The sequence below is a fragment of the Chrysosporum bergii ANA360D genome, assembly GCF_029891735.1.
Classification (GTDB): Bacteria; Cyanobacteriota; Cyanobacteriia; order Cyanobacteriales; family Nostocaceae; genus Umezakia; species Umezakia bergii.
This window is the reverse complement of sequence record NZ_JANQDH010000076.1, coordinates 48,030-74,980: the sequence shown is the minus strand read 5'-3', so window position 1 is coordinate 74,980 and position 26,951 is coordinate 48,030. Positions and strand designations below refer to the sequence as shown.

The 26,951-nt window shown below is 42.2% G+C and carries 25 protein-coding genes and 2 pseudogenes; 17 read left to right on the top strand and 10 right to left on the bottom strand.

The features are described from left to right. The first annotated feature begins 10 nt into the window (after positions 1–10). The 4 genes from NWP17_RS11495 to NWP17_RS11480 all read left to right on the top strand — a co-directional run bounded on the left by NWP17_RS11495 (position 11) and on the right by NWP17_RS11480 (position 3,899). Positions 11–946: a response regulator gene (locus NWP17_RS11495; RefSeq protein WP_425332660.1), complete on the top strand. Its 936-nt coding sequence runs from the start codon at positions 11–13 to the stop codon at positions 944–946. Positions 947–992: 46 nt separating this feature from the next. Beyond that, a complete protein-coding gene (gene ubiE / locus NWP17_RS11490; RefSeq protein ID WP_280655084.1) occupies positions 993–1,682 on the top strand; it encodes a bifunctional demethylmenaquinone methyltransferase/2-methoxy-6-polyprenyl-1,4-benzoquinol methylase UbiE in 690 nt (229 codons plus the stop codon). 182 nt (positions 1,683–1,864) lie between these two features. Continuing rightward, complete coding sequence (locus NWP17_RS11485; protein WP_280655044.1) at positions 1,865–3,100, top strand: DUF445 domain-containing protein; 1,236 nt, start codon at positions 1,865–1,867, stop codon at positions 3,098–3,100. Positions 3,101–3,203: 103 nt separating this feature from the next. Further along, positions 3,204–3,899, top strand: a complete 696-nt coding sequence (locus NWP17_RS11480; RefSeq protein ID WP_280655043.1) for a TetR/AcrR family transcriptional regulator — start codon at positions 3,204–3,206, stop codon at positions 3,897–3,899. On the opposite strand, the gene NWP17_RS11475 is transcribed toward NWP17_RS11480, so the two are convergent. The 5 genes from NWP17_RS11475 to topA all read right to left on the bottom strand — a co-directional run bounded on the left by NWP17_RS11475 (position 3,877) and on the right by topA (position 11,078). Then, the gene (locus NWP17_RS11475) at positions 3,877–6,309 is read right to left on the bottom strand and encodes an HDIG domain-containing metalloprotein (RefSeq protein WP_280655042.1); all 2,433 of its coding nucleotides are present in this window, start codon (positions 6,307–6,309) and stop codon (positions 3,877–3,879) included. The two genes, NWP17_RS11480 and NWP17_RS11475, sit on opposite strands and share 23 nt — an antisense overlap. A gap of 242 nt (positions 6,310–6,551) precedes the next feature. Then, positions 6,552–7,460, bottom strand: a complete 909-nt coding sequence (locus NWP17_RS11470; RefSeq protein ID WP_280655041.1) for an ADP-ribosylglycohydrolase family protein — start codon at positions 7,458–7,460, stop codon at positions 6,552–6,554. Positions 7,461–7,494: 34 nt separating this feature from the next. Beyond that, positions 7,495–7,953: a type II 3-dehydroquinate dehydratase gene (aroQ, locus tag NWP17_RS11465; RefSeq protein ID WP_280655040.1), complete on the bottom strand. Its 459-nt coding sequence runs from the start codon at positions 7,951–7,953 to the stop codon at positions 7,495–7,497. 14 nt (positions 7,954–7,967) lie between these two features. Further along, entirely contained in the window at positions 7,968–8,105 is a 138-nt protein-coding gene (locus NWP17_RS11460) for a hypothetical protein (protein ID WP_280655039.1), read from the bottom strand. A 384-nt stretch (positions 8,106–8,489) separates the two neighbouring features. Next, on the bottom strand, positions 8,490–11,078 hold the full coding sequence (gene topA, locus NWP17_RS11455; protein WP_280655038.1) for a type I DNA topoisomerase: 2,589 nt from the start codon (positions 11,076–11,078) through the stop codon (positions 8,490–8,492). Between the two features lie 555 nt (positions 11,079–11,633). Here topA and NWP17_RS11450 point away from each other — a divergent pair. Both NWP17_RS11450 and NWP17_RS11445 read left to right on the top strand, forming a co-directional pair. After that, complete coding sequence (locus NWP17_RS11450; RefSeq protein WP_280655037.1) at positions 11,634–11,921, top strand: RNA recognition motif domain-containing protein; 288 nt, start codon at positions 11,634–11,636, stop codon at positions 11,919–11,921. Between the two features lie 214 nt (positions 11,922–12,135). Then, positions 12,136–13,695 carry an NAD(P)H-quinone oxidoreductase subunit N gene (locus NWP17_RS11445; RefSeq protein WP_280655036.1) on the top strand — a complete coding sequence of 520 codons (1,560 nt, stop codon included), beginning with the start codon at positions 12,136–12,138 and terminating at the stop codon, positions 13,693–13,695. A gap of 76 nt (positions 13,696–13,771) precedes the next feature. Here NWP17_RS11445 and NWP17_RS11440 read toward each other — a convergent pair whose 3' ends face one another. Further along, on the bottom strand, positions 13,772–15,070 hold the full coding sequence (locus NWP17_RS11440; RefSeq protein ID WP_280655035.1) for a hybrid sensor histidine kinase/response regulator: 1,299 nt from the start codon (positions 15,068–15,070) through the stop codon (positions 13,772–13,774). A 137-nt stretch (positions 15,071–15,207) separates the two neighbouring features. Next, positions 15,208–15,813: a response regulator gene (locus NWP17_RS11435; protein ID WP_280655034.1), complete on the bottom strand. Its 606-nt coding sequence runs from the start codon at positions 15,811–15,813 to the stop codon at positions 15,208–15,210. Positions 15,814–16,062: 249 nt separating this feature from the next. On the opposite strand from NWP17_RS11435, the gene lipA reads away from it, so the two are divergent. Beyond that, entirely contained in the window at positions 16,063–16,968 is a 906-nt protein-coding gene (gene lipA, locus NWP17_RS11430) for a lipoyl synthase (protein ID WP_280655083.1), read from the top strand. Positions 16,969–17,100: 132 nt separating this feature from the next. Then, entirely contained in the window at positions 17,101–17,235 is a 135-nt protein-coding gene (psaX, locus tag NWP17_RS11425) for a photosystem I protein PsaX (RefSeq protein ID WP_280655033.1), read from the top strand. Positions 17,236–17,256: 21 nt separating this feature from the next. Here psaX and NWP17_RS11420 read toward each other — a convergent pair whose 3' ends face one another. Next, positions 17,257–18,123, bottom strand: a complete 867-nt coding sequence (locus NWP17_RS11420; RefSeq protein ID WP_280655032.1) for a branched-chain amino acid ABC transporter permease — start codon at positions 18,121–18,123, stop codon at positions 17,257–17,259. Between the two features lie 187 nt (positions 18,124–18,310). On the opposite strand from NWP17_RS11420, the gene hrmK reads away from it, so the two are divergent. From hrmK to NWP17_RS11390, 6 genes are all read left to right on the top strand, one after another. Next, entirely contained in the window at positions 18,311–20,092 is a 1,782-nt protein-coding gene (hrmK, locus tag NWP17_RS11415) for a hybrid histidine kinase/response regulator HrmK (protein WP_280655031.1), read from the top strand. A gap of 195 nt (positions 20,093–20,287) precedes the next feature. Next, the gene (gene larE / locus NWP17_RS11410) at positions 20,288–21,115 is read left to right on the top strand and encodes an ATP-dependent sacrificial sulfur transferase LarE (protein WP_280655082.1); all 828 of its coding nucleotides are present in this window, start codon (positions 20,288–20,290) and stop codon (positions 21,113–21,115) included. A gap of 57 nt (positions 21,116–21,172) precedes the next feature. After that, entirely contained in the window at positions 21,173–21,385 is a 213-nt protein-coding gene (locus NWP17_RS11405; protein ID WP_280655030.1) for a hypothetical protein, read from the top strand. A 361-nt stretch (positions 21,386–21,746) separates the two neighbouring features. After that, positions 21,747–22,295, top strand: a complete 549-nt coding sequence (locus NWP17_RS11400; RefSeq protein ID WP_280655029.1) for a CAP domain-containing protein — start codon at positions 21,747–21,749, stop codon at positions 22,293–22,295. Between the two features lie 89 nt (positions 22,296–22,384). Next, positions 22,385–23,014, top strand: coding sequence for a ribonuclease H-like domain-containing protein (locus NWP17_RS11395; protein ID WP_280655028.1), 630 nt, complete (start codon positions 22,385–22,387; stop codon positions 23,012–23,014). 9 nt (positions 23,015–23,023) lie between these two features. After that, on the top strand, positions 23,024–23,590 hold the full coding sequence (locus NWP17_RS11390) for a Uma2 family endonuclease (protein ID WP_280655027.1): 567 nt from the start codon (positions 23,024–23,026) through the stop codon (positions 23,588–23,590). 150 nt (positions 23,591–23,740) lie between these two features. Here the strand turns inward: NWP17_RS11390 and NWP17_RS11385 are convergent. Beyond that, positions 23,741–23,959 (bottom strand): annotated as a pseudogene (locus tag NWP17_RS11385) (Uma2 family endonuclease); the annotation flags it as partial. Positions 23,960–24,031: 72 nt separating this feature from the next. After that, a complete protein-coding gene (gene pdxA, locus NWP17_RS11380; RefSeq protein WP_280655026.1) occupies positions 24,032–25,084 on the bottom strand; it encodes a 4-hydroxythreonine-4-phosphate dehydrogenase PdxA in 1,053 nt (350 codons plus the stop codon). A 40-nt stretch (positions 25,085–25,124) separates the two neighbouring features. Between pdxA and NWP17_RS11375 the strand changes: the two are divergent. The 3 genes and pseudogenes from NWP17_RS11375 to NWP17_RS11365 all read left to right on the top strand — a co-directional run. Next, positions 25,125–25,389 (top strand): annotated as a pseudogene (locus tag NWP17_RS11375) (hypothetical protein); the annotation flags it as partial. 107 nt (positions 25,390–25,496) lie between these two features. Next, on the top strand, positions 25,497–25,601 hold the full coding sequence (petM, locus tag NWP17_RS11370) for a cytochrome b6-f complex subunit PetM (RefSeq protein ID WP_006199111.1): 105 nt from the start codon (positions 25,497–25,499) through the stop codon (positions 25,599–25,601). A 189-nt stretch (positions 25,602–25,790) separates the two neighbouring features. Continuing rightward, on the top strand, positions 25,791–26,792 hold the full coding sequence (locus tag NWP17_RS11365; protein WP_280655025.1) for an SDR family oxidoreductase: 1,002 nt from the start codon (positions 25,791–25,793) through the stop codon (positions 26,790–26,792). Positions 26,793–26,951 lie beyond the last annotated feature (159 nt).

Genomic DNA, 26,951 nt, shown 5'->3' with positions numbered 1-26,951 from the left:
TAATTACCTCATGGATACTCCCCTTGCTGAAAACTTGACAACTGGCCGTCAGCCATCAGGAGCAGACCCACGGAAAAAACCGAAAATCCTGGTGGTTGACGATGAACCAGATAATCTGGATTTGCTATATCGCACCTTTCGCCGGGAATTTCATGTTCTCAAAGCCGAGAGTGGTGTAAATGCTCTCAAAGTATTGGCAGAAGAAGGCGAAGTAGCGGTGATCATTTCAGACCAACGGATGCCAGAAATGAAGGGAACTGAGTTTTTGAGCAAAACTTTGCCTCAGTTTCCAGATACCGTCAGGATAATCCTCACAGGGTTTACTGATATCGAAGATTTGGTAGAGGCCATTAACACCGGGCAAGTTTACAAATATATTACCAAGCCCTGGGACCCTGGAGAACTGAAGGCAGTAGTACAAAAAGCAGCAGCAACTTATGACTTACTCAAGCAACGCACGGAAGAATTACGGCGCGCTCATGCCCAAATGTCATTGCTGACTGTTTTAGTACAAGTAACTCAAGGGGCTAATAGCTTAGAGGAAACCTTAACACCAATTGCTCAGGCGTTTAGTGAGAATTTTACAGCAGATAACTGTATTTTGCAGCTAGTTAAGGATAATCAGCTAGTGGCTACTCAAGGTTGTTATGGTAGTGGTAATCTAGAAAATTGGTTAGAACAAGATCCACTGACAAAAGCAGCCATGACCAGTGGCAAAATGCAATTTGCGTTAGATATAGCCAGGGATGCGGAACTAGCTAATTTAACTCACTACCAAGAGAGTGGCGTGCAAGGACATTTAGTTATTCCCATTATCTACCGCAATGATATGTTAGGGATTTTGTCACTGCAATGGCATCAACCTTGCTCTTTGCGAGAAGATGAATTGAACTTAATTCATTTATCAGCAAAACTGGTGGCTATCTGCTTTGCAGCAGCCCTGTAGGTGATCATCAAAAGTCCTGCCGATACCGGCTTATATCTCCTTTATGATGAACCAGGAAATTCGCGATATTTTTGACCGTGTTGCCCCAGTTTATGACCAGTTGAACAATTGGTTGAGTCTGGGACAACACAGTATATGGAAGGAAATGACTGTCAAATGGAGTGCTGCTCAACCGGGGAATACTTGCCTGGATTTATGTTGTGGAAGTGGTGATTTAGCCTTTCGTTTGGCAAGACGTGTGGGAACCAGGGGAAGGGTCTATGGTGTGGATTTCTCCCCCAAGCTACTAGCAGTGGCTCAAGCACGCGCCCAAAGTCACTACCCCCAACCAGCAATTTCTTGGCTAGAAGCTGATGCACTCGATTTGCCCTTTGATGCTAACTACTTCGATGCCGCTACTATGGGCTATGGTTTAAGAAATGTTATGGATATTCCCCGCAGTCTAGCTGAATTACACCGTGTTCTCAAACCCGGCGCAAAAGCGGCAATTTTAGATTTTCACCGTCCCAGAAATCAGCAGATGCGCGCTTTTCAACAATGGTATTTGAGTAGTATAGTAGTACCATTAGCCCAGCAGTTGGGTCTAAAAAAAGAATATGCTTATATCAGTCCCAGCTTAGACCGTTTCCCCACCGGGGAAGAGCAAGTGGGGTTAGCCCGTCAAGTTGGTTTTACATGGGTTACACACTACCCCATTGCCAACGATATGATGGGAGTGCTGGTAGTCAGTAAATGAGTTATGAGTTAAGAGTTTTGCATTAAACTCATCCCTAATTCCTCATATAGCATTTATGAAACAGGTGAGATACAAATGTAAATGATCGTCTTGTAGCACAAGCATCCTGCTTGTTAATGATGTACCTCACTAAGCAGCGAAAAACGCTATAAAAGTTTTAACTAATTTGGTTAATTTTTACTTTGGATTGGTCTCAATTCTGGTTTTATTTATTACCCCCGGTACTGGGTGGCATTATTGGCTATTTCACCAACGATATAGCCATAAAAATGTTGTTTCGTCCCTACCGAGCAATTTACATAGTTGGGCGAAAAGTACCCTTTACTCCTGGATTGATTCCTCGCAACCAGGAACGTCTGGCTGAGAATATTTCTAATACAATTATGGGGTCATTGCTGACTCCAGGAGAATTGCAAAATCTAGCGCGGCGTTTGTTACAAACAGAACGTGTAGAGTCGGCGATATTATGGTTATTGCAATTGGCGCTTGAACAAATCAAAGTCGATGAAAACCAAAAAAGCGCCAAGATTGTGGCGGGAATTTTGCGCGACTTGCTGGGAGAATCATTACCTCGTTTGCTGAAAGTCTTGGCTAGGCGAGAAGATTTTTTAGAGGCGCAAATCAATCAAGTTTTTGACCAGGTATTATTGGAATTACAACTGAGTGAAGAACAATCCACCAGGCTGGCAGATTGGTTGTTAGATGTAGTTATACCCCCAGATGTACTGCGCCAGATAATTATTGACTTTTTGACCGATCGCACTATTCAAACTATTGATGAGAACTTTCGAGAAAAAACTAGTGGTACTTATTGGGTAGTAGCAAATTTATTTGGCTTACGTAATACTCTCACCAGGTTGAGAACTTTTTGCTTAGATGAGAAGGATGCTACTAATGCGCGTTTAAATGAACTAGTTCAGGTTTTGGAAATGCGCGCCCGCTTGAAAAAAGTTTTCCTAGATTTATCATTACAAAACTTGCCCATTGGCACAGTGCGCCAGTTGCGAAAGACTATACGGGAAAGTGTGCGTCATTACATCCAGGTGAGTGGTGGTGACCTGCTCCAAGGATTAACCGATTCTATTGACTGGGAAAATCTGGCCACATTACTACTTAATCGTCTCAGCAGTTCACCCGTGGTCAGTTCTTCCCTAGAAGTGGTCAGTGAAGAGTTAGCTAAAATTTTAGAAAAATATTTAGAAAAAGACTTAGAAAAAATTGTTGCCCAGGTAATTCCCATATTATCAATAGACCAAGTGATTATTGACCGTGTGAAATCAACTTCACCTGCTGATTTAGAAGCTGCAATTGAGGGAATTGTCAAAAATGAATTACAGGCAATTGTAACTTTAGGTGGTGTGTTGGGGTTGATTGTGGGATTATTCCAGGTGGTATTTTTGATATTGACTCAATCTTAGTTGTTCGGTGATGCCTGAGTGTAAATACCAAAACTGGCTCATGTGTGTTAGAAATTAACAAGACTTTTAGCTAAGATATCATTCGTTAGTATGATGGTGAGCCGTGAGTCGTTCAACACAGTCAAAACCTTCCTCTAGAAAATCTCGGCATGGGCGGGATGCAGAGACAACAAAAAAGCAGATTCTCGATGCAGCAGAAGCAGAGTTCGCCAAAAAAGGGCTAAACGGAGCGCGGACAGAGGCCATTGCTAAAGGTGCGGGAGTGACTACAGCGATGATTTACTACTACTTCCAAAAAAAGGAAGGATTATACAAAGCTGTTCTGCAACGTCTGGTAGTGGAAATTTCACAAGGGTTTCAACAGCTAAATCTGGATCACTTACCGGCAGATGCAGCTTTGAGGGTAGTCATTCGGGAGCTAATCGCCTACGAAGCAGCCCACCGACAAGGAGGGATGCTGTGCTTTCAAGAAGCGAACCAAAATCAAGGCAAATATTTTAAGTTGGAGAATTGGCAAGAAAATTTTGGCTACGCTATTAAAATTTTAGAACGGGGGATGAGGGAGGGTTGTTTTCGCCCCATCGATCCGTTTCTGGTGACTCTGCAAATTGGGGGAATTTGTAATTTCTATTTCCACGCTTACGAAAACCTGAAGCATATTCAACCAGATTTACAACTACTCAGTCCAGAAATGATTGAACAGTACACTCAAGAGGCGGTTAATTTAATTTTGGCTGGTGTGCGAAAGAACGACGAGTCAGGGGAAAACCAGACACTCAACTACCTACCTTTAACTTAGGATAAGCAATGCGCTTGTGGTGAAATTGTTGCCAAACTTCCACAAAGATTTGGCTGATTTGTGACATTTCTTTCCGCGTCAATCCTGAATCTACCATTTGATTGTCTTGCCATTTAGCGCGGAGAATGTTATTAAGCATAGTTAAGGCTTGTTCCGGGGTGGCATCTTTGAGCGATCGCAGCGCTGCTTCACAAGAGTCTGCTAACATGACTATTCCGGTTTCCCGTGATTGGGGAATGGGTCCATCATAACGAAAATCTGCTTCATCTACTATTAAGCTGGGATCTTCCTGGGCCATTTGCAGTGCTTGGTGATAAAAATAGGCAATCAACATAGTTCCTTGATGCTCAGGAATAAAAGCTTGAATGGCTGTGGGTAACAGGTGTCTTTGGGCCATGACTAATCCCTCGGTGACGTGCTTTTTAATAATTGCGGCACTTTTCCAAGGATCTTTAATCTCTGTTTCATGCTTATTCGGACCCCCCATTTGATTTTCAATAAAACTCTGGGGGTCGTGCATTTTACCAATATCGTGATATAAGGTTCCCGCCCTGACTAGTTCTACATTACATCCCAGTTTTTTGGCTGCCGCTTCAGCTAGGGTGGCCACTAACAAAGTATGCTGAAATGTACCGGGGGTTTCAGTGGCCAGTCGTTTTAATAAAGGGCGATTAGGATTAGCTAGTTCAGCTAATCGAATGGGAGTAACTAAATCAAATACCTTTTCCAAATAAGGACTTAAGCCCAAAGCCACAATACTCCAGGCTAAACCAGATACAGCAAATAAGCCGGCTCCTTGCAGTACGGCATACCAACCCCCTCCAAATGCAGCACCGATGAACAGCTTAATCAGCAGGTATACACCACCCTGAGTTACGGCAATAGCCACACCCAATAATGCCAATTCTTCCCGCGATCGCAATCTTTGCGCCATACTACTGCCTAATATTCCCGCCGATCCACCAGCCAAAAGAGAAATTATACTGATTTCCCAAGTCATTGGTAAAATGAGCAACAGCAGTCCCACAACAGTCACCCCTAAAATAGGTGCATAGAAACTACCCAACAATAAACCAACAGCGCTCCAAGTCGTATATGGCACACCAAGAGCGAGTATTCCTGGCGTGCTGAAGGTCAGCAGCAGAATTAACAGGTAATCGCGCTGGCGCAATTTGTACTTGATGTGTCTGCCGACAAAGACAAAAATGCCAATTGCCACTGTCACCATACCTGCTAATTTTGTTAATTCTAGCCAATCATTCTCCCGGCGAATTAATTGATAATGTTCAAGTACATCAAACTGCCATCTAGTAATTATCTCTCCCTTAGTGACAATCAACTCTCCTTGCTGTACCTTCTGCATCACTGGTAATACTTGATCTGATGCTTGTTGTATTTTTTGTTTTGTTTGTTCTTCATCTTTCTTAAGATTTGGTTGCAGCACTGCTAGCAACAATTTAGTTGCCAAAGGTTCAGCATTTTTTGGCACTAATTCCGGTATGGTGAGCTTGACGGCATTTTCTAAAATATTTGCGGGTAATCCTGGGGGAATTCCTTGAGACAATATTCTCTGGGCACTCTGGGAAATTCCTTGTTGTGCTTGCTTCCATTCGTTATCTGATAATTTCAGCAGGGCAGTCTCGCTATAAACTTTTTTTCCACTGGTCAAATCTTGTCGTACTAGTTCACTTTTTGCTTGGCTGTATGCTTGGCGTACTTGGGGAATTTGGACTAGGAGTGAATCTAAGTTTTGTTTTGAGGTGGTGGCGCGATAAGCTTTTAGTTCTGCTACAGCTTGAGTAAATTCAGTGTTTTGGGAAATATTTACAGGTTTTTCATCTAAAGGAGAAACAACAGGGGCTAGATTACCATGATTGAGGAGACTAGACAGATTTGGGTATTCTAAAATCGCCGAACCCGTGGATGATGGAAACAAGGGGGGCTGTTGGTTATTATTTTCTAAGGTGATAAATAGTGTTTTCCATTCCGTCTCAGAACAGGAGCGGATGTAATATTGAGTATTCATTGACACAACTGTTGGATCAAAAAAAGGAAAAACTCCAGCAGTGGTGCGAATTTGATTTCCTCGCTGCAAAAGTTGCTGTAAATTTTTATTGATTTTTTCCGTCTTTTGCACATCGATCATTAACACAGGTACGGAACTTCTACTAGCCGCTTGGCGTTGAGCTTCTGTTTCTTGTTTATCTTCTATGCTGGCGGTGTAGGGTGCTTTTATGGTTTCTGGTGCTGGAGTACCTACTGCTAACTGGGGTTGATTATATAATTTATGTCCCATGACTCCCGTAAGAGATACCACAGCTATGGCTAAGACAACTGAGGAACGTTTTTCAAGCACTAAACCTAGACAGATCCCATCTATCCCTCGTCTAATTCGGGCTGTTTTTGCCATTGTTCCGAGTGCTTTTTTTGGTTTTTGCGGTTCGCTGTTGTCAAAAGAAGGAAAAAATCTCTGGTTTTTCATGATATTTGGCTGCTTACTCTGATAACTCAAAACAAGACTATCCTCAAAAAAGCCCCAGTGGTGGTGAAGGTGATGAGAACATCAAGGAGGCAAAGGAAGAAGTATAAACACATGAAAAAATACTGTATTAATTGGTATTTTATCTATCAAATGCAACTGTAAACATAAAGTTAACGCCACTGGATAACCCGAGGAGATGCAAACACACAAAGCTGAGGCTGTTGGTCTTCCTGGCAATGCAGGGTGGGATCATACACTCCTGACCATACAGCAACAAGTGCATCAGCTAATTCTAGCATCTGGAACAAACTTGTTGATTCCCACTCGGCTAAATTGTCTAAACGTAACAAAACTTGCCATTTGATAGGAATACCCACAGTGCTGTTGTAAGCTCCTGATAAAGCACCAGTAATGATACTGCTAGTTGGACAGTTTAACTGAGTAGCCCGCAAAACCGCCAGGGAAAAATCTTCTAAGGTGCTGAGAAAGCAGTAAAACGCCAAAGCAACAGCTGACTTAGGCTGGTCTTCTGGACTGAATACTGTTTGTGCAGTTTCTAACCCCAATCCTTGAGCTAACAAATCATTAACCTGTAGTAATTTTTGCGGTATGAGTGTGTTTGTGTCGCCGATAAAGGTGATAATTTCCGGGATGAGTGTTTGGGGGGTAAGTGTTTCAGTGAAAGATTTGGCGATCGCATATCCTACTGCGAGTGTAGTATCTCTAATAATTGGGTCATAGTTCCATATTTGCCAGACATCCAGCAAGTTTTGTCGCAGCTTAGTTGTATTTTCATGAAAAAAAAGTGCCACTGGTAATGTGGCAATAATAGCTTTTGGCAACACACCATCAGTTGTATCTAAATGAAGAGATTTTTTAAGATATTTTTTTTGATGACGCTCTAGCCAATTATTTATATCTAATTTGCCCAGTTCGATTAAGCTTTTAGTACCTAGAACTCCTATACTGCTGATATCAGAGCAAACATGATACTGCTGTTCAGCATCCTTGGCTAAAACCTCACCCAGCAACGCCCCTAATAAAGTAGCTTTATACCGATTAATCAGTGGATAGTGCATATTCTTCAGAAAATAAATATTAAGTTATTTATTTCTATTTATTTCTTAAATGATGCACTAGAGCTTGTAAACCCAGTAAATAACTTTCCACACCAAAACCACTTATTTGTCCGATGGCTACGGGGGCGATGTAAGAATGGTGGCGGAAGTCTTCCCGGCGGTAAATGTTGCTCAAATGTACTTCTACTGTAGGGAGGTTAACACCAGCGATGGCATCCCGCAGAGCTACACTCGTATGGGTGTAAGCCCCGGCATTTATCAAAATTCCCTGATGTTTTCCTAAAGCGGCGTGAATAGTATCTACCAAAACCCCTTCATGATTTGACTGCACGGGAGTTACCTTCGCCTGAAACTTTAAACCTTCTTCTTCTAAGAAGCGATTAATTTCAGGCAAACCCAGCTGACCATAAATTCCTGGTTCTCGCTGTCCTAGTAAATTTAAGTTTGGTCCGTGCAGCACTAAAATGCTAACAAGTGGTAAAGACGAGTTCAATTTCCTTAGTCTGGTTAACGACGACGTGTTCGTTCATTTACAGGAATCGGAATTAGTTCCGCTTCCGGCTCGCATTCTGGCCCTAACAAGCCCTCAATCAGCCTCCGTGCCAACGCCTTCAGCTTTTCTAGCACTTTACCTATATAGTCCATTGAACTGACTGCTCCTGAGATACTACCTCAACATTTTTAATAGCAGCTACGCAAAATCGCCCTTTTTTTGCACTGCTAGCTTGAGAACGGGCTGATATAAGCTAACCCATTCTGGGAGTGAGCTACTTCTAGAATTTTGTATTGTAATTCTCCCTACCTTTTAGAGTATCACATTTCCAACCTAGAAAATGGGACTTGGCTTAATGATATAGCATTTATTAAACACGTGGGATACAAATGTAAATGATCGTCTTGTAGCGCGAGCATCCTGCTTGCTAATGATGTACCTCACTTGGGCAAAATCCGTAGTTTAGAATCCCCTGTGTTTCAACCAGGGGAGATGTCAAGGAATTTTGATTCTTAACTTTAACTAACCTTGTAGGGTCATTTTTTTTTCGCCCTGGTCTGGCGAGAAGACTTTTTGGCAGATGCTTTACTTGCTAACAATTCTAGCGCCGTGGATAGGGTGACATCTTCCACCGCTTGACCTTCTGGGATGCTGACATTAATTTTGCCGTGCTTAATATACGGTCCATGGGGTCCATCATAAATGTTCACCGGCGTACCTGCTTCCGGGTGCATACCCAATTCCCGCAACGCCGACTTGGAATTGCTACTCCTGGATCCGCGTCCTTTTTTCGGTTCTGATAACAACTCTAATGCTCGTTCTAAAGAAACCGTGAGTACATTATCACCAGCCTTGAGAGAGCGATAGTCTTTTCCTTCTTTACCTTGGTCATGAACCACGTAAGGACCAAAACGCCCCAAACTGGCTTGAATTTTCTTACCTGTCACCGGATGCGCTCCCAATGTGCGGGGTAAAGACAAAAGACCCACAGCCATGTCTAAGGTGACATTTTCTGGGGTAACACCTTTGGGTAGAGAGGTTTGTTTGGGTTTGGGGTTTTCTTCAGTTTTGTCACCTAACTGCAAGTAGGGTCCGTAAGTACCAATTTTGAGATAAATTGGTTCACCAGTTTCAGGATGGCGACCTACCTGGTCTGGTCCCACTGTTTTTTGCCGCAGCAGGACTTCTACCTGTTTCGGGTCTAGGTCAGATGGTGTAAGGTCTTTAGGAATGGAGGCAGTAACCACAGTGCCATCATTATCCACTTCAATGTACGGGCCATACTTGCCAATGCGGACTTTGGCCTCTAAATTTTCCAGTAATACTGTTTTAGCTTGACTGGCATCAATTTCACCTTCTTGTTCTTTAACTAAGGTTTCTAAACCACTGTTTCCCAGATAAAATTCCCGCAAATAAGGTAACCAATTAGCTGTTCCTGCGGCAATATCATCTAAGGTTTGTTCCATCTTGGAAGTGAAACTGGGGTCTACGATGTCCGGGAAATGATTTTCTAACAGGTTGGTGACCGCGAAAGCGGTGAAAGTAGGAATCAAGGCATTACTCACCAATTGAGCATAACCCTTGTCAATGATTGTGCCGATAATACTAGCGTAGGTACTAGGGCGACCAATACCTTCACTTTCTAAGGTTTTCACTAAAGTAGCTTCAGTGTATCTGGCTGGTGGCTGGGTTTCATGACCCACAGCTTCTAAGTCAGTACAATTGGGATGATCCCCAACTTTCAAACTGGGTAAAATTACTTCCTGATCTTCTAAAGCAGCATCTGGATCGTCTGATCCCTCAACATAAGCCCGCAAGAATCCTGGAAAATCAATGCGCTTACCAGAAGCACGAAAGCCCGCATCTTCAACCTGCAACTGAACGGTAATTTGGGTTTGACGACAGTCAGCCATTTGACTAGCAACCGTCCGTTTCCAAATCAAATCATAAACAGCAAGCTCCCGACCGCTTAAACCAGTTTCTTGGGGAGTACGGAAGGTGCTACCCGCAGGGCGAATGGCTTCGTGGGCTTCTTGTGCGCCTTTTGATTTGGTGGTGTATTGCCGAGGTTGGGGGCTGAGGTAGTTTTTACCATACAGGTGTTCTACACAGCTACGAGCAGCTGTGACGGCTTGATCAGATAAATGCACTGAATCTGTTCGCATATAGGTAATATACCCTTGCTCATACAAATTCTGGGCAATCCGCATGGTGTCTCTGGCTGAGAGACGCAGTTTACGGTTAGATTCTTGTTGTAGTGTGGAAGTAGTAAATGGTGGTGCGGGTTTACGGGTTACTGAGCGTTCATCAATACTATTGACATTCCAAGTTTTCCCGGTTAAGCGTTCCTGGAGGGCTAAAGCTTGCTCTTCGTTAAGCAACAAAACGTTGCGACGAGCGGTAATTTGCCCGGTGGCTGGATCAAAATCGCTGCCAGTGGCTACTTTGCTTCCTCCCACTGTGGTCAATTGGGCTGTAAAAGGAGTTTTTTCCTGCACCAGGCTGGCTTTTAAGTCCCAGTAACTGCCTTGATGGAAGGCGCGGCGCTGGCGTTCCTTTTGGACCAAAAGTCGCACTGCGACAGATTGCACTCGCCCAGCAGATAATCCCCAGGCGATTTTTTTCCACAGCAGGGGTGACAATGTATAGCCAACTAATCGATCTAAAATTCGCCGTGTTTCTTGAGCGCGGACTAACTGCTCATCAATGTTACGGCAATTTTTTAAAGCTTTTTTGATAGCCTCTTGGGTAATTTCGTGAAATACCATCCGCTTAGTGGGAACTTTTGGCTTCAGCAACTGGTGCAAGTGCCAACTAATACTTTCACCTTCCCGGTCTTCGTCAGTTGCCAGAATCAACTCATCTGCTTCTTTGAGGGCATCTTTGAGTTGGGTAACAACTTTCTTTTTGTCTTTGGGGACAACATACACCGGTTCAAAGTCTGCATCTACATTTACCCCCAGCTGCGCCCACCGTTCCCCTTTCACAGAGGCGGGAATTTCACTAGAGGATTGGGGTAGGTCACGGACATGACCCATAGACGCTTCTACCCGATAGTCTTTTGGCAGGTATTCGCGAATGGTACGAGCTTTTGTCGGAGATTCGACGATGACGAGAGTTGACATGGAAATTTCTAGAAAAAGAGTAGCTTGGAAGCTAAAAAGTTGAGTTGAGTTAATTTCGCTGTATTGTCAAGATATAACGTCACGCTGATAGCTTGTGATTTTATCCTGACACAAACTCCCTAAAATGGTTAAAATTCTCTTAACTTCCAGTGCTGTGCTGTTTTTGAGGACAGAAGAAGTAACGCTGTGAGAGTTAAGGGCGAGTTATTTCCATCTTTAACTTATCTAAGGTACAATTGGCGAATACAGTAGGTTGATATCTGTATTTCGGCTCCTCCTTCGCGTCCTTATATCATTGAGCCAGGGAGTAAATTCCCTGTCTAATAGCTAATGTAATTTTTCCATTTGCTATTCAAGTTCAGTTAAGGCGAGATGGGAGATGTAAAACTAGATGATTTCTGGTTTTATGATCCAATTCCATCTGTTTCTAGATCAAAGATATGTTAAAATATCTCCAGAGTAGTTAAATTCGGCGGTAAGGCTCTTGTTTTTAGTCATAATTACAAGCGGCTCTCCGGATAAACATCTCTGCATCAATGGGTTCTGGAGAGTTTCATGTCAATTTACGTAGGTAACCTATCCTACCAGGTCACAGAAGATGATCTCAAAGCAGTATTTTCGGATTACGGTAGTGTCAAGCGAGTTCAATTGCCAACAGATAAGGACACAGGAAAGCTACGGGGTTTTGGTTTCGTAGAAATGGAATCAGAAACCTCAGAACAAGCAGCCATTGAGGCTCTAGACGGTGCCGAATGGATGGGGCGTTCCCTGAAAGTTAATAAAGCTAGACCAAAGGAGAATAAAGGTGGCCGATCTGGTGGCGGGTACTCACAGCGCTATTGAGCCTTGAGTTTATTCCAGTCCAGATAATAAACATATCAAATATATCAAAATCAGCAGTTTGGTCATTCACTAAACTGCTTACATTTTGCTGATTGGTCATCAGCCTAGTCGCCAATTACCAATCCTGAACAAGTAAATGCCACTTTGGTGAATAACAATAGATAGAATAAACTCAGCTAGCCGTAATGTCTAATCGTCAAAACCTATATATCTCATGGATTTTGCTAATCTTACATCCCAGTTGAATGCGGGAACGATTTTGCCAGAGGGGATTGTAATTGTTACCCTCTTAGGGGTTTTGATTGTTGATTTGATTTTGGGACGTACATCTTCACGCTGGATTGGATATCTGGCCAGCGCCGGTTTATTGACTGCGGTTGTCGCCCTCTATCTTCAATGGGACGCGACTAATCCCATCTCCTTTAGTGGTAGCTTTGTTGGTGATGACCTCAGTATTGTCTTTCGCGGTATTGTGGCCTTGTCTGCTGCTGTAACTATCTTGATGTCAATTCGCTACATTGAGCAGAGTGGTACTGCTTTAGCAGAATTTATTGCTATTTTGCTAACCGCAACTCTAGGAGGAATGTTTGTATCCGGTGCTAGTGAGTTAGTAATGATTTTTATATCACTAGAAACTCTCAGTATTTCCTCTTACTTACTCACAGGTTATACTAAGCGTGACCCCCGATCTAACGAAGCTGCGCTGAAATACCTGTTGATTGGAGCTTCCAGTACTGCCATATTTTTATATGGCGTTTCCCTGCTGTATGGTCTCTCAGGTGGACAGACGGAGTTAACTGCCATCGCTAAGGGTATTACCGCAGCTGATGTTGGTCAATCTTTAGGTTTGGTAATTGCTCTAATTTTCGTGATTGCAGGTATCGGCTTTAAAATTTCTGCCGTACCATTTCACCAGTGGACACCAGACGTTTATGAGGGCGCTCCCACCCCGGTAATTGCTTTTTTATCCGTGGGGTCTAAAGCAGCTGGGTTTGCTTTAGCCATTCGCTTACTAACAACAGTTTTCCCCTTCGTTGCTGACGAATGGAGATTTGTTTTTACTGCCCTTGCCGTTCTCAGTATGGTGTTGGGTAATGTAGTCGCCTTGGCACAAACCAGCATGAAACGGATGTTAGCTTATTCATCCATTGGTCAAGCTGGATTCGTGATGATTGGCATGATTGCGGGCACTGAGGCGGGATATGCCAGTATGGTATTTTACCTCTTGGTCTACCTATTTATGAACCTGTGTGGGTTTACCTGCATTATTTTGTTCTCTTTACGCACAGGAACTGACCAAATTGCTGAATACTCTGGTTTATATCAAAAAGACCCACTCCTAACATTAGGCTTGAGTGTGTCTCTGCTTTCTTTGGGTGGTATTCCCCCATTAGCTGGGTTTTTTGGGAAGATTTACTTGTTCTGGGCTGGTTGGCAAGCTGGACTTTACTGGTTAGTTTTGCTGGGCTTAGTTACCAGTGTAGTTTCCATCTACTACTACATTCGCGTAGTTAAAATGATGGTAGTCAAAGAACCCCAGGAAATGTCTGATGTGGTGCGGAATTATCCAGAGGTACGGTGGGATTTGCCTGGATTTAGACCTTTGCAAGTGGGATTAATAGTAACTTTAATTGCCACTTCCATCGCTGGGATTTTGTCCAATCCCCTATTTACACTGGCTAATAATTCCATCTCTCATACCCCAATGCTACAAGCAACAGTTCGGACAACTCAAATAAGTGCAGTTTCTACACAGCAACCAGAAGAATTGTAGATTGTAGTTTTGTTAATTCATTGCTGATCTTGTAGGGGCGTGTCGCAATGCGCCCCTGCTGATGCCCTAATTACGTCTAATCAATGGGAATAGTAATGAGCAACTCAGAACCTTGACCAGGTAATGAATTGACTTCTAAAGTTCCCCCATGTTTTTCGACAATGATTTGATGAGCAATTGATAATCCTAAACCAGTCCCCTTACCTACAGGTTTAGTGGTGAATAAATATTCAAATATTTTCTCTTGGACATCAGCCGACATTCCCACACCATTGTCTTTAATCCCTATCAAGACATGATTTAAATCTTCACTTAGCCGAGTCTTAATTGTTATTTGATTGGGATTAGCAGCAATTTCTTCATAACTCCGCCCTATATTAGACTCCTCTAAGGCATCAATTGCATTAGCTAATAAGTTCATAAAAACTTGATTCATCTGCCCGCTAAAACATTTTACTTCCGGTAAATTACCGTAATCTCTAATTATTTCAATACCGGGACGATCATTAGATCCTTTTAAGCGGTGTTGGAGAATCATGATTGTACTATCAATACCATCATGAATGTTACAAGAAACTTTGCCATCGCTATCTTGGCGAGAAAAGGTGCGTAAACTATTACTAATATTGCGAATGCGTTGAACACTCTCTTTCATGGAGGAAATCAGCTTTGGTAAATCAGTACACAGGTAATCTAAGTTTATGGCTGCAATTTCCTCTTCAATTTCTGTCACTGGTTGAGGATAGTACTGCTGATATAGGTTAATCAGCCTGATTATATCTTGGAAATAAGCGGAAGTATGACCCAGATTACCGTAAATGCAGCCCACTGGATTATTAATTTCGTGGGCAATCCCTGCTACTAATTGACCCAGAGCAGACATTTTTTCTTGCTGTACCAGTTGTAATTGAGATTTTTGTAGGTCTTTGAGGGCTTGGGAAAGTGCTGCTGTTCTTTGTGCTACTTTTTGTTCTAAGGTTTTGGTAAGATGCCGTAATTGTAGATGAGTGTTAACTCTAGCTAATATTTCTGCCTGATCAAAAGGTTTCGTGATATAGTCTACTGCTCCTAAACTAAAACATTGAACTTTAGTGTATATATCGGAAATAGCTGTCATAAAAATTATAGGTATATCACGGGTTTGTAAATTTTCTTTCAACTTTTTACAGGTTTCAATACCGTCTATTTTAGGCATCATTATATCTAATAAAATCAAGTCAGGTAGTCTATTTTTAACCTGTTTGAGCGCTATTTCTCCATCAATGGCGGTGGCAACTTCAAAGCCTGAATGAATCAGTGTCTGGGAGACAATTTCTAGATTTGTATTTGTATCATCTACGATTAAGATTAAATCTGTTTTTGGGATATTAGACATTTTTATGGCTGAGGTTTAATAAATTTTCTAATATTGGTATTTGACAAAAACCCAATCACCCTTGAGCCGACTAACCTATGATTAGTTTCGATTCAAGGGCATTTCGTTGTTAAAGACCACGATGGCTATAAGTGTTACTACTTGACTCTTTGTTTAATAAAAGTCACTACTTGAGCTAACTGTTTCTTTAAGCCCTCAATTTCTGCTTGCATTTTGGTAATTTTTTCATTCAGGACATTTATGTCTGCTGAGTTACCTGACTGATGAGCAGAAGCCACTACGGTTTTATTAGGGGTATTAGTAGCCACTACCGGAGTACTCTTAGTTTTAGGAGCCACAGCAGATGGAATTGTTTCCGGACGGGGCTTTTTAGCCTTAGCCATGGCTGTTTTAATCGCAGTTATTAGCTGCTTTTGGTCAAAAGGCTTGTTCAAAAATTCAAAATATTCAAAAGGTTCTGTTAGTTTTTCCGTCACCTCTTCCTTACGACCGGACATGATCACCAAGGGAATCTTCCTCAACTCAGGCTGTGCTTGAAGTTGCTGAAAAACTTCCCAGCCACTCATTTTGGGTAGCAGAAAATCCAACATGATCAAACTTAGTTTTTCCTGGCGGATGAAATTTAATCCTTCCAGACCGTCTTTTGCTTCTAATACCTCGAAGTTGCCGGGAGGCAACATTTGTCGTACTTTTAGCCTGACAACGGTAGTGTCATCGATAACTAGAATTTTGTTGCTTGCCACGACTGATTGCTCTAACAGAAATTTTCAGTGTAAATAGCGACTTTTTTGATAATGTTATCACTATATACAAGTTTATTGTTAGTTTGGGGATAGTATATTTTGCTATAAATGCCAAAAATGGCAGTAGTTTACAAAACTAGTGCTTATATTTATTCAAATTTATGTCATGGTGATACTTAGGGATTAAACCTTGCTTCACTGCAAGTGGAAATTCATCCCAAAGTACTTTTGGATATTGCTTGGATGTCTATGACTTCGCCACAACCAGCCCCAATCAAGTCGGAAATTACGGCCATGCCTAGCTGGTTACGTCGTTCCATTGGCAAAGCTAGTGAGCTTTCTACTGTACAACGCATTATTAAGCAACGTCAAATTCACACAATTTGTGAAGAAGGACGATGCCCCAACCGAGGGGAGTGTTATGCACAAAAAACCGCAACTTTTTTACTATTAGGTCCAGTGTGTACACGCTCTTGTGCTTTTTGTCAAGTAGATAAAGGTCATGCACCAATGCCAATTGACTCAGAAGAGCCGCGAAAAGTAGCAGAGGCTGTGCAGCTTTTAGGACTGCGTTATGTAGTGCTAACTTCTGTCGCCCGTGATGACTTACCAGACCAGGGAGCGGGACATTTTGTTGAAACTATGGATACTATTCGCCGCTTAAATCCAGACAGTCAAATTGAAGTGCTGACACCAGATTTTTGGGGTGGTGTCGGTGCTGGGGAATCAGGTCAACGACAAAGGATAGCTACAATTATCAAAGCCAAGCCGGCTTGTTTTAATCACAATATAGAGACGGTGCGCCGGTTAACTGGCCCGGTCAGACGGGGGGCAAAGTACGATCGCTCCCTAAAAGTGCTGGCTATGGTAAAAGAAATTGATGCGGCTATTCCTACCAAATCTGGCTTAATGCTAGGACACGGGGAAACAAGGGAGGAAGTGATAGAAGCTATGGCGGATTTAAGGGGGGTGGGATGCGATCGCCTGACGATCGGCCAGTATATGCGTCCTTCCTTAGAACATTTGCCGGTGAAAAAATACTGGACACCAGAAGAATTTAATGCACTCTCCCGCGTAGCATGGGAAATGGGATTCAACCACGTCCGTTCTGGACCTTTGGTGCGTAGTTCCTACCATGCAGGTGAGGAAGAATGAGAAAATGGGGTGAAAGCCCAGCAACACTTTCCAGTCCCCAGTCCTGAAGACACAAATATTTTTAAAGAATTTGGGTTTTTGGTACACCTGTTTGGTATTGCTTAAAAAGTCGAGAAAGAAGGAGAAACACTCATGGCTAGAGTTCAAAATTCCCCAGTTCCAGCTACAGGAGCTAAACCCCCGTACACTTTTCGTACTGCTTGGGCATTGCTGTTATTAGCTGTTAACTTTTTGGTCGCAGCTTATTACTTCCACATCATTGAATAATTAAAAGTGGAGTGGTGCTGTTCAAATCGTGCCTTTAAATAAACCTTTGGGGCGAATGAGCAGCACCAAAATCATCATTAACAGCGCTATACCTTGCTTATACTGTGAACCTATCCAGACGGTGCTGAGTTCTTGGGCTATACCAATCATGAAAGCCGCGGCGATCGCTCCGTAGGGATTACCAATACCGCCTAAAATCACTGAAGCGAATAAGGGTAAAATCAAAAACCAACCCATATTTGGGCGCACAGCTGTAATCAATCCATACATACTGCCACCCAAGGAGGTAAATGTACCAGCAATAATCCAAGTCCACAGGATGACTTGTTCTACATTGATCCCAGAAACTCTAGCTAAATCTAGATCATCAGCAACAGCCCGCATCGCTTTACCAATTTTGGTGTTTTGTAGGAGATAGTGCAGTGCCAAAATGGCTAACACAGCTAACCCCAGGACCAGTAGTTGATTTTGCGGTACTCTGATGCCAAAAATATTCAAAGCCGGGGTTACAGGTAAATTGTAATTTTGGTTCTGGCCGCCCCAGAAAAAGATAATGCTATTACGTAAGAACAAGGCCAGTCCAATAGAGATAATAATCAGCGTAGTAGAAGTAGCACGAATAGAGCGCATTTTTGACCACAAGAGTTTTTCGGAAAGCACCATTGCTGCTATTGTTCCCGCTGCTGCCAAAATCATGGATAGCCAAATATTTATGCCACCTGCGTTGACTAATAAAGTTAAGTAAGCTCCTAAAGTGAGAAAATCACCGTGAGCAAAATTAGATAACCGCAAGATACCGTAGGTCAGAGTTAGTCCCACGGATGCTAAAGCAATAATGCTTCCTACTGCAATACCATTAACGATGAGTTGGGCAATTTGTGTATCCATTAGTTTTATCTTAATATTTCCTTCTCACAAAGGTGATCAGGGTGATTGCAGACAATTTTTGTTTGCTATAGACTATTGACACTATAATTGATCGTCTACAACTCAAAAGGCAATTGTGAGTTAATATACATAAAATCTTGTTTTCTTTTTTGTGCCACGCCAAACTTGTTCAACGGTCTAGTTGACCATGCAGCAATATTCAAGCTTACCAGAACAAAACTCATCCGCAAATGAAACGCCAACACTTTTGACAACAATGCAGCAACTTCGTGCCGAGTTGTGGCTAGAACGCAGCTTGAACCGGTTGCAAAGTCGCCTGAGCGATTGCTTACTTTCCCTTTGTAGCAACGTTTCACAGTCTAAAACTACAGAAGCAGAAATTTTCCAAACTTTGGTCAACGAGCTTGGTATGGCTTTGAATAGTGTTACGGTGGCGATCGCTCTGCTTCAACCACAAACCAACATGGCTCAGATTTGTTATGTTTCTTCTCCACCATCCCCACAATCTATATCCATAGAGAATAAAGGTCAAAAGCTGCAATGGCAATTACAAGCAGTGATAGCCACCCAAGATTTACAGCAGATGGAGAGCCAACAACCAAATCATGTCCAAAGCTTAACTGATGATGTGGGGTCTGTGATTGGTTGGCTAATCATCTCTCAGACCGGGTCAAAATCCCACGGAAAATCACTCACACCATGGCCATCTTCACTGATGACCCAATTGCTGAGGCGAGCCATTCAGCAGTGTGTGACTGCACTAGTACAAACCAGAAAAATACAATCTTTGCAGCAACACGCGCAACAGCTAGAACGCAGTAATCAACTGAAAAACCAGTTTCTAGCCAACACTAGTCACGAAATTCGCACACCCCTAAGTTCTATCATTGGTTTCAGCCAATTAATCTTAGCCCAAGGCTACGACTCCAGTAGAGAAAACCACCAAGAGTATTTAAAAATCATTGAGTCTAGCGGTAAACATTTAATAACGCTGATCAACGATATCCTAGACCTCTCTAAAATTGAAGCCAATCAGCTGGAAGTGGAATGGGAAAGTATCAATGTACCAGAACTATGTCGCAATGTTTTATCACTAGTCAAAGAGAAGGCCGCTAACAAGGGCTTGAAACTACAGCTAATATTGCACCCTGATGTCACAACTTTAGCGGCAGATCCCCTCCGAGTTAAACAAATGCTGTGGAATTTGCTATCCAATGCCTTTAAGTTTACCAACACGGGTACTGTGGGTTTAGAAGTTTTGCCTAAAGATGAATTTATACATTTTATAGTTTGGGATACTGGTATTGGGATTTCCCCAGAAAACCAAAGGCGACTATTTGAACCATTTTTTCAAATTGCTAATCCTGTGGCTCACCGGAGTGAAGGTAGTGGTTTGGGGTTAACGGTAACTCAGAAGTTGGCGGAAATTCATGGTGGTTGGCTGCAAGTGGAATCACAAGTGGATCAGGGTTCTCGTTTTACTATTATCCTCCCTATGAAACCTGCGGGAGAAGCAGGGAAATATCAGGAAGATGTAGACCAGATCAGGCCTGTTGACCAGGAGGTATATCAGGAGGATGAGAAAGCACAAACTTATCTAGATATTTTGTTGGTAGAAAATGATTTAGCCAACGGCGAGCTAATCCGCATTTATCTCGGTACATTAGGATATACAGTGACTTGGGTAAAAAATGCTGCGGAAATGTGGTCAGCCCTGACACAGGTAAACCCAATGGTGATTTTAATGGATATTCGTCTACCAGATGGAAATGGTTTACAACTGGTGCAGCAGCTACGAGAAGAAGCGAAGTATCAGAAGATTCCGGTAATTGTGCAAACAGCAATGGCAATGAAGGGCGATCGCGAAACTTGTTTAGCGGCTGGAGTGGATGATTATATTTCTAAACCCATTGATTTATCTCTTTTAGCTAACTTAGTAGCTAAGTATTGCAAAGCAATGAGTATATAGGATTTATTAAAAACGTGAGATACAAATGTAAATGATCGTCTTGTAGCACAAGTCTTGCTTGCTCATGATGTGCCTGAATTGGGCAAAATTCGCTATAAACCGGGTAAATTAAAGCCTTGAAGCCATCAAGAAATTCAATTTCTATTTTTGATAGAATTGGATAGTGGTATGAAGTTTTGCCCACATCGGGGAATTATGTTAACAGAAAAACTTGAGCAATTAAAAGTTTTATTTCGCGAAATGGAGCAGGCTTTGATTGCCTACTCAGGAGGTATTGATAGTACTTTGGTTGCCAAGATTGCTTATGATGTATTGGGCGATGGCGCTTTAGCTGTGACTGCTGTTTCACCCTCTCTTTTACCAGAAGAGTTAGAAGATGCTAAAATCCAAGCCGCAACCATGGGAATTGCCCATAAAGTTGTTCAAACTCATGAAATGGACAATCTCAATTACACTTCTAACCCGGTCAACCGTTGTTATTTTTGCAAAAGTGAACTGCATGATACTCTCAAACCCCTAGCGTTGCAGTTGGGTTATCCCTATGTGGTGGATGGGGTTAATGCTGATGATTTACATGATTATCGCCCAGGAATTCAAGCAGCCCAAGAAAGAGGAGCGCGATCGCCTTTAGCAGAGGTGGGTGTAACCAAAGCTGAAGTCCGCCTACTGTCACAACAACTCGGTTTACCTTGGTGGGATAAACCAGCCCAACCTTGTCTTAGTTCTCGTTTTCCCTATGGTGAAGAAATTACCATCGCCAAGTTGCAAAGGGTGGGGAGAGCAGAAATTTATTTACGTAAGCTGGGTTGGCAGAATTTGCGGGTGCGTTCTCAAGGAGATACAGCCCGGATTGAATTGTTACCAGCAGATATCAAGGATTTTGTTTTAAATACTGATTTACAGGTACTAGTGTCTGCTTTTCAGGATTTAGGATTTATCTACGTCACCCTTGACTTAGAAGGTTATCGCAGTGGTAAGTTAAATCAAATTCTCAACCACTCACCCATGATTACCGGTGGCTAAAGAAAAAATGCCCGTGAAAAGACTAAAGGAAGTGCTAAGATTTAGGCTAAGTAATCAATGTTTCTTTGTTATTCTGTGGCTAGAGCTAGTACAGCAATTGGTGTCAGTCCAATTATCAAGGATATTGTGCAAAAACAGGCACATTCGACACGTCTAACCTTAAAAGAGGTTATTCTAATGGGAATGTTAGCTATTGATAGGCTAGATGACCAAGCCCGCCAAGAGTTAGCCGACCAAGTTCATCAAATGCAGGTGAATGGCGAGATTTAAGCAAATCTTACATTTCAACTTAATATAGTCCTCATTCATTTCAAAAGCAATCCATCGCCGTTCTTTGCCAAGTTTCAGCTACAAACTCGGTTGTATTGGAACGTGTAAATGGGCCTAATATCGCCTTCATCGGTTAAAAACTTAATGAAAAATAATGAAAAATAAGGAATCGCCATGATAGCCTCCTACTTGAGGGTGAGTTGCTTAAATATTGATCAAAAAAATGGCTCACTAATTTTTTCTGTAAGGTATTTGCCAAAATGACTGGGTTAGAGCAGTTATAAATAGTATCCTGTTATATGTTATGAGAACAAGAAATTAGAGTATAAGTCTAACAAGTAAAAACATCACGCCACTGTCCATGTTCAGACAACCTGCTTTTGGCATCGCTTTCAGTACGCTTGTCCTTACGAGTGGATTAATGAACTTTACCATCACAGGTAAAACTTCTAGACAACAAACCCCTCCTAATCAACCGTTATTAATTTCTTTCAGTCAAGCAGCTACATTAACTAATACTTTGGAAACTAATGCTCTAGAAAAATCAGTTTTTGACGATATCAACCGATATCGAGTTTCTCATAAGTTGCCAAAGTTGATTTTAAATGCACATATTACTCAACAAGCACGAATTCACAGCCAAAACATGGCTAATGGTAAAGTACCTTTTAGCCATCAGGGGTTTGAACAGCGAGTTTCTGCTATTCCCATTCGCTACAAAAGTGCGTCTGAGAATGTCGCGGTTAATCAGGGATACAACAACCCAGCTAGTCAAGCTGTTGCTGGCTGGTTGGAAAGTCCCGGACATTTGCAGAATATTCGAGGTAATTACGACCTCACGGGGATTGGTGTGGCTACTAATCAGCAAGGAGAAGTTTACTTGACCCAAATTTTCCTGAGTACTAATTAGTACTAAATAGTAGGTGCTGAATTTTTACACAAATAAGGTGGTGTCTCATGGTATTGTTTTTTAACAAACACTGTATTTATTATTGAGTCATGACATTACAAGATTTTCACGTAGGCGATGGCGACTTGAGCGCAGCTGTTCTGGCTGAGTATTTAAAATCCCATACCATCGCTGTAGATACGGAAACTATGGGATTATTACCCCAGCGCGATCGCTTGTGTTTGGTACAGTTATGCAATATCGAGGGTCAAGTAACAGCTATTCGCATAGCCAGGGGTCAAACCGCAGCCCCAAATTTAAAAACACTTTTGGAATCTGAGAATGTGCTGAAGGTTTTTCACTTCGCTCGTTTCGATTTGGCTACTTTGCGCCATAACCTGGGAATTCAAGTCAAACCTGTTTTTTGTACAAAAATTGCTAGTAAGCTGGCTCGTACCTACACCAATCGTCACGGACTAAAAGATGTGGTTCTGGAGTTGGAACAGATAGAGTTAGATAAAAGCGCCCAAAGTTCCGATTGGGGTAATGCTGCTAATTTATCTGAAGTCCAACTGAATTATGCTGCTAATGATGTCCGCTACTTACTCGGCGTACAACAAAAGCTCATGGCTATGCTCAAACGAGAAGATCGCTGGGAAATTGCTCAAGAATGCTTCCAAGTTTTACCGACTTTAGTCACTTTAGATTTGTTGCAATTTAAAGATTTATTTGAACATTAAATAATTTGTATGCCAATGCTGACAATCAAAGATGTCGAACGAGTCCAAATGGCTTTGAGTCAAGCCGGCTTAGATTACGATGTTGAATTGCAAAATGGCAAAATTTCTGTTGTGGGTCCATCAGATATTGTTTCTAGTGAAATTAGCAGTCGCTTAATTGCTTTTCTGTTTGCTTGGATTAATCCGCGTCGGTTGGGGAGGGTATTTGATTCTGCTGGGGGTTTTATTTTACCTGATAGCAATCTCACCGCCCCGGATGTTTCCTTTGTTCGTGCTGCACGCCTGCGCCAAAGCCCGCGTTATTTTGGGGAAATTGTTCCAGATTTAGTAGTAGAAATTAAATCCCAAAGTGATAGAATTAAGCCTTTAGTTGATAAAATTGTCAATTTAATTCACTTAGGCGCGGTAATTGGTATCTTAATTGATCCTGACACAGAAACAGTCACGGTTTACGGGCGTAAAAATGAACCTATAGTTTTAACTACGGGTGATACTTTGACCTTACCGGAACTGTTTCCGGATTGGGAGTTACCTATTGCTGAATTATGGCCTCCTGTTTTTGGTGAGGAGAGCTAGAATACAGATACATCCTTGGGGGACTGTATTAAGTAAAGAAGGGTTTGATCAGCAGCAAGCAGGACTTGTACTGATCGCTTAGTACTGAGCGTAGTCTAAGTATAGTGCAGGTATGCTCACACTACAAGACGATCATTATTATTCAGTTGGAAGTGGTTTGATCAAGCAAGTTTTGGGAATTAACCAGTTAAAATTAGAATTAAAAATTTCTACATAGATCCTACCCGCAATGCTACCAGCTACAACTTCATGATCACCTGTAGTTTCCATGTCTCTTAGTTCTCCGTCGATTAATTCGTAGCGGGTATTGTCAGCATATTGGGCAATAAATTTCTCAAAGGAAAGTAGTTTAGAAGGGGTGTAGGTCATAGGTGATGTTTGATCTGGTTTGAGGCTGAATGTAAGGAGGGTATTTGACTGGGAAGTAGGAAGAGGAAATACTCATGAATCTACACTACCCACCATTAATTTTTGACTGATTAACTCGGTCGCCAACTCGATGGCTGCTTTCATACTTGTAGCGTCAGCGATTCCTTGACCGGCAATGTCAAATGCTGTACCGTGGTCTGGTGAAGTACGCGCAAAAGGTAAACCAATAGAAGTGTTAACCGCACGGTCAAAAGCCATCAACTTGACGGGAATTAAACCTTGGTCGTGGTACAGGGCTAGGTAAGCATCGGCGACATTGTGAACTGAAGAATTACCATACCAAGCTTGACCAGGCTTAACCCACATTGTATCTGGTGGTATGGGTCCTTGGAGTAGAAAGTTGGGATGATTTATTTTTTGTTGTTCTAACCAGGGAATTAACCAATCTTGTTCTTCATTTCCTAGTTGTCCCTGTTCGCCACTGTGGGGATTTAAGCCAGCGATCGCAATTTTGCCATTTTTTATGCCAAAGTTTTGTACTAAACAATCTACTAATAAATTTAATTTCTTCGTCAATAACTCTGGTGTTAATGTTTGGGCTACTTGACATAGGGGAATATGTGTGGTAGCCAATAAGGTGCGGAGAGTCCAACCAGTGTGAGGCGATCGCGCGACAAATAACATCCCGAAGCGATCAACACCTGATTTTTCTGCTAACAGTTCTGTTTGTCCTGGATAGTTGTAACCTGCTAACTGCCAGGCAGATTTGGCAATGGGGGCTGTAACAATACCATCAAATTCACCGGACAGGGTGCGGGCGATCGCATATTCCAAATAAGCAAAACTTGCCGCACCACTAGCAGCATTACCCCTACCCATCATAATTTCCTGGGTAATTTCCGGTTTTAATGGTACATCTAGAACTTGTAATTGGTTGGGATTGGCTAAATCAGTAGAATTTAACTGTTGATAAACCTCTAGGAGCAAGTTTTTACTACCTATTACTGTCAAGTCGCATTTATGACTAAACTGAGGGTCTGCCAAAGCTTTTAAAATCACTTCTGGTCCAATACCAGCCGGGTCTCCTAGTGTCAGCGCTAAACGCGGAGTATTTTCTCTTGTCATATTTACTATTTTTTTTGCTTATAGCGAACTTTGCCGAAGTGAGTATTTTGCTGGTAAATTTGGTAAAATAGATGTTGCTGTATCGCAACATTACACAAGTGAACAATGCAGTAATTGTGGGCGCATTGTGAAAAAATGCAGCAATTAATATTTTAAATCTTGCTAGGCAAGCTAGGGGCGGGCAGTTCCAAAGTAACGCTGTAGGACTTGCGACCTCTACTCTTTTAGGCGAAAGTCTATTAGAGCCAGTGGCAAGGTGGAGTACAGAATCCCCCGCATTTAGGCGGGGGGAGTGTCAATGGTGAAAATCAGATTAGAGTCATCACTCCAATCTAACCAAACAACCCAAACAACAGAACATCTCTAGGGAAACCTTGAGAATCACTGCTAATTGCAAAGGAGAATCACACTAATGGGCGGCGAAATTCTAAATGCAGCGCTATTGTCTTTCGGTTTAATTTTCGTGGGTTGGGCTTTAGGTGCTTTGTTACTGAAAATTCAGGGCGCAGAAGAATAATCCTTAGAGGCTGAAAACAAAGGACTGGGAACTGGGAGGGAGACATTCAAGTGATCTTCCTTCCTGTTTCCCAGACTGGTGATGGTCTCTGTATGCCATAACTTGATTAAATTAATGTAAACTTTTGTTTAGACAACTAATTCTGTTAAGATTCTTTTAATAAAAGTTAAAAAAGTTATTACTACCCTCATGAATTTATTAATCGTCGGTGCCACTGGCACCCTAGGAAGACAAGTGGCTCGTCGTGCTATCGATGAGGGGCATAAAGTACGCTGTCTGGTACGGAGTCAGAAAAAAGCCGCATTTCTCAAAGAATGGGGTGCTGAATTGGTATGGGGAGATTTGTGCAACCCGGAAAGCCTGACGGCGGCCATGGAAGGTATCACCGCGGTTATTGATGCTGCTACATCTCGTGCTACGGAATCCCTCACCATTAAACAAGTTGATTGGGATGGACAGGTAGCATTAATTCAAGCAGCAAAAAGCGCGGGTGTAGAACGTTTTATATTCTTTTCTATTCTTGATGCGGATAAGTATCCACAAGTGCCACTGATGGAAATTAAGCGCTGCACCGAAGCTTTTTTAGCTGATTCTGGGCTAAATTACACAATTTTACGCCTGGCTGGCTTTATGCAGGGCTTAATTGGTCAATATGGTATCCCCATTTTGGAAAGTCAACCAGTTTGGGTAACTGGTAGTTCCTCGCCAGTGGCTTACATGGATACACAGGACATCGCTAAGTTTGCTATTCGCAGTTTGAGTGTGCCAGAAACAAAGAACAAAGCTTTCCCCGTGGTGGGTACTCGCCCTTGGACTGCTGAGGAAATCATCAGTCTGTGTGAGCGGTTATCTGGAAAAGAAGCCAAAATTACGCGAATGCCCATTAACTTATTGCGTGCTATACGTGGTATGATCCGCTTTTTTCAGTGGGGATGGAATGTTGCGGACAGACTGGAGTTTACAGAAGTCTTGGCTAGTGGTAGACCCTTGAACGCGCCCATGGATGAGGTATACCAAGTCTTTGGCTTGGACAAGGGAGAAACCACAACTCTGGAAAGCTACCTGGAAGAATATTTCAGTCGGATTATGAGAAAGCTCAAAGAGTTAGACTATGAGAAAAACAAGTCTAGAAAGAAAAAAGAGAAACCCAAAAAGACCCCTTTTAAACAATCTTCTAAGGAAGTTAGCTAGTTAATCATGTGCTAAAGTTTATCAACTAATGCTATACTTTCCTCATGGCATACATACCAATCAGAAAAAATGGTGCGCGAGGAATTTATCTTCGTGCATTGGTTGATAAGCCTTGGTTGAGAGACAATCTCCAGTTATGTATTTGTTACCATTAGTTAA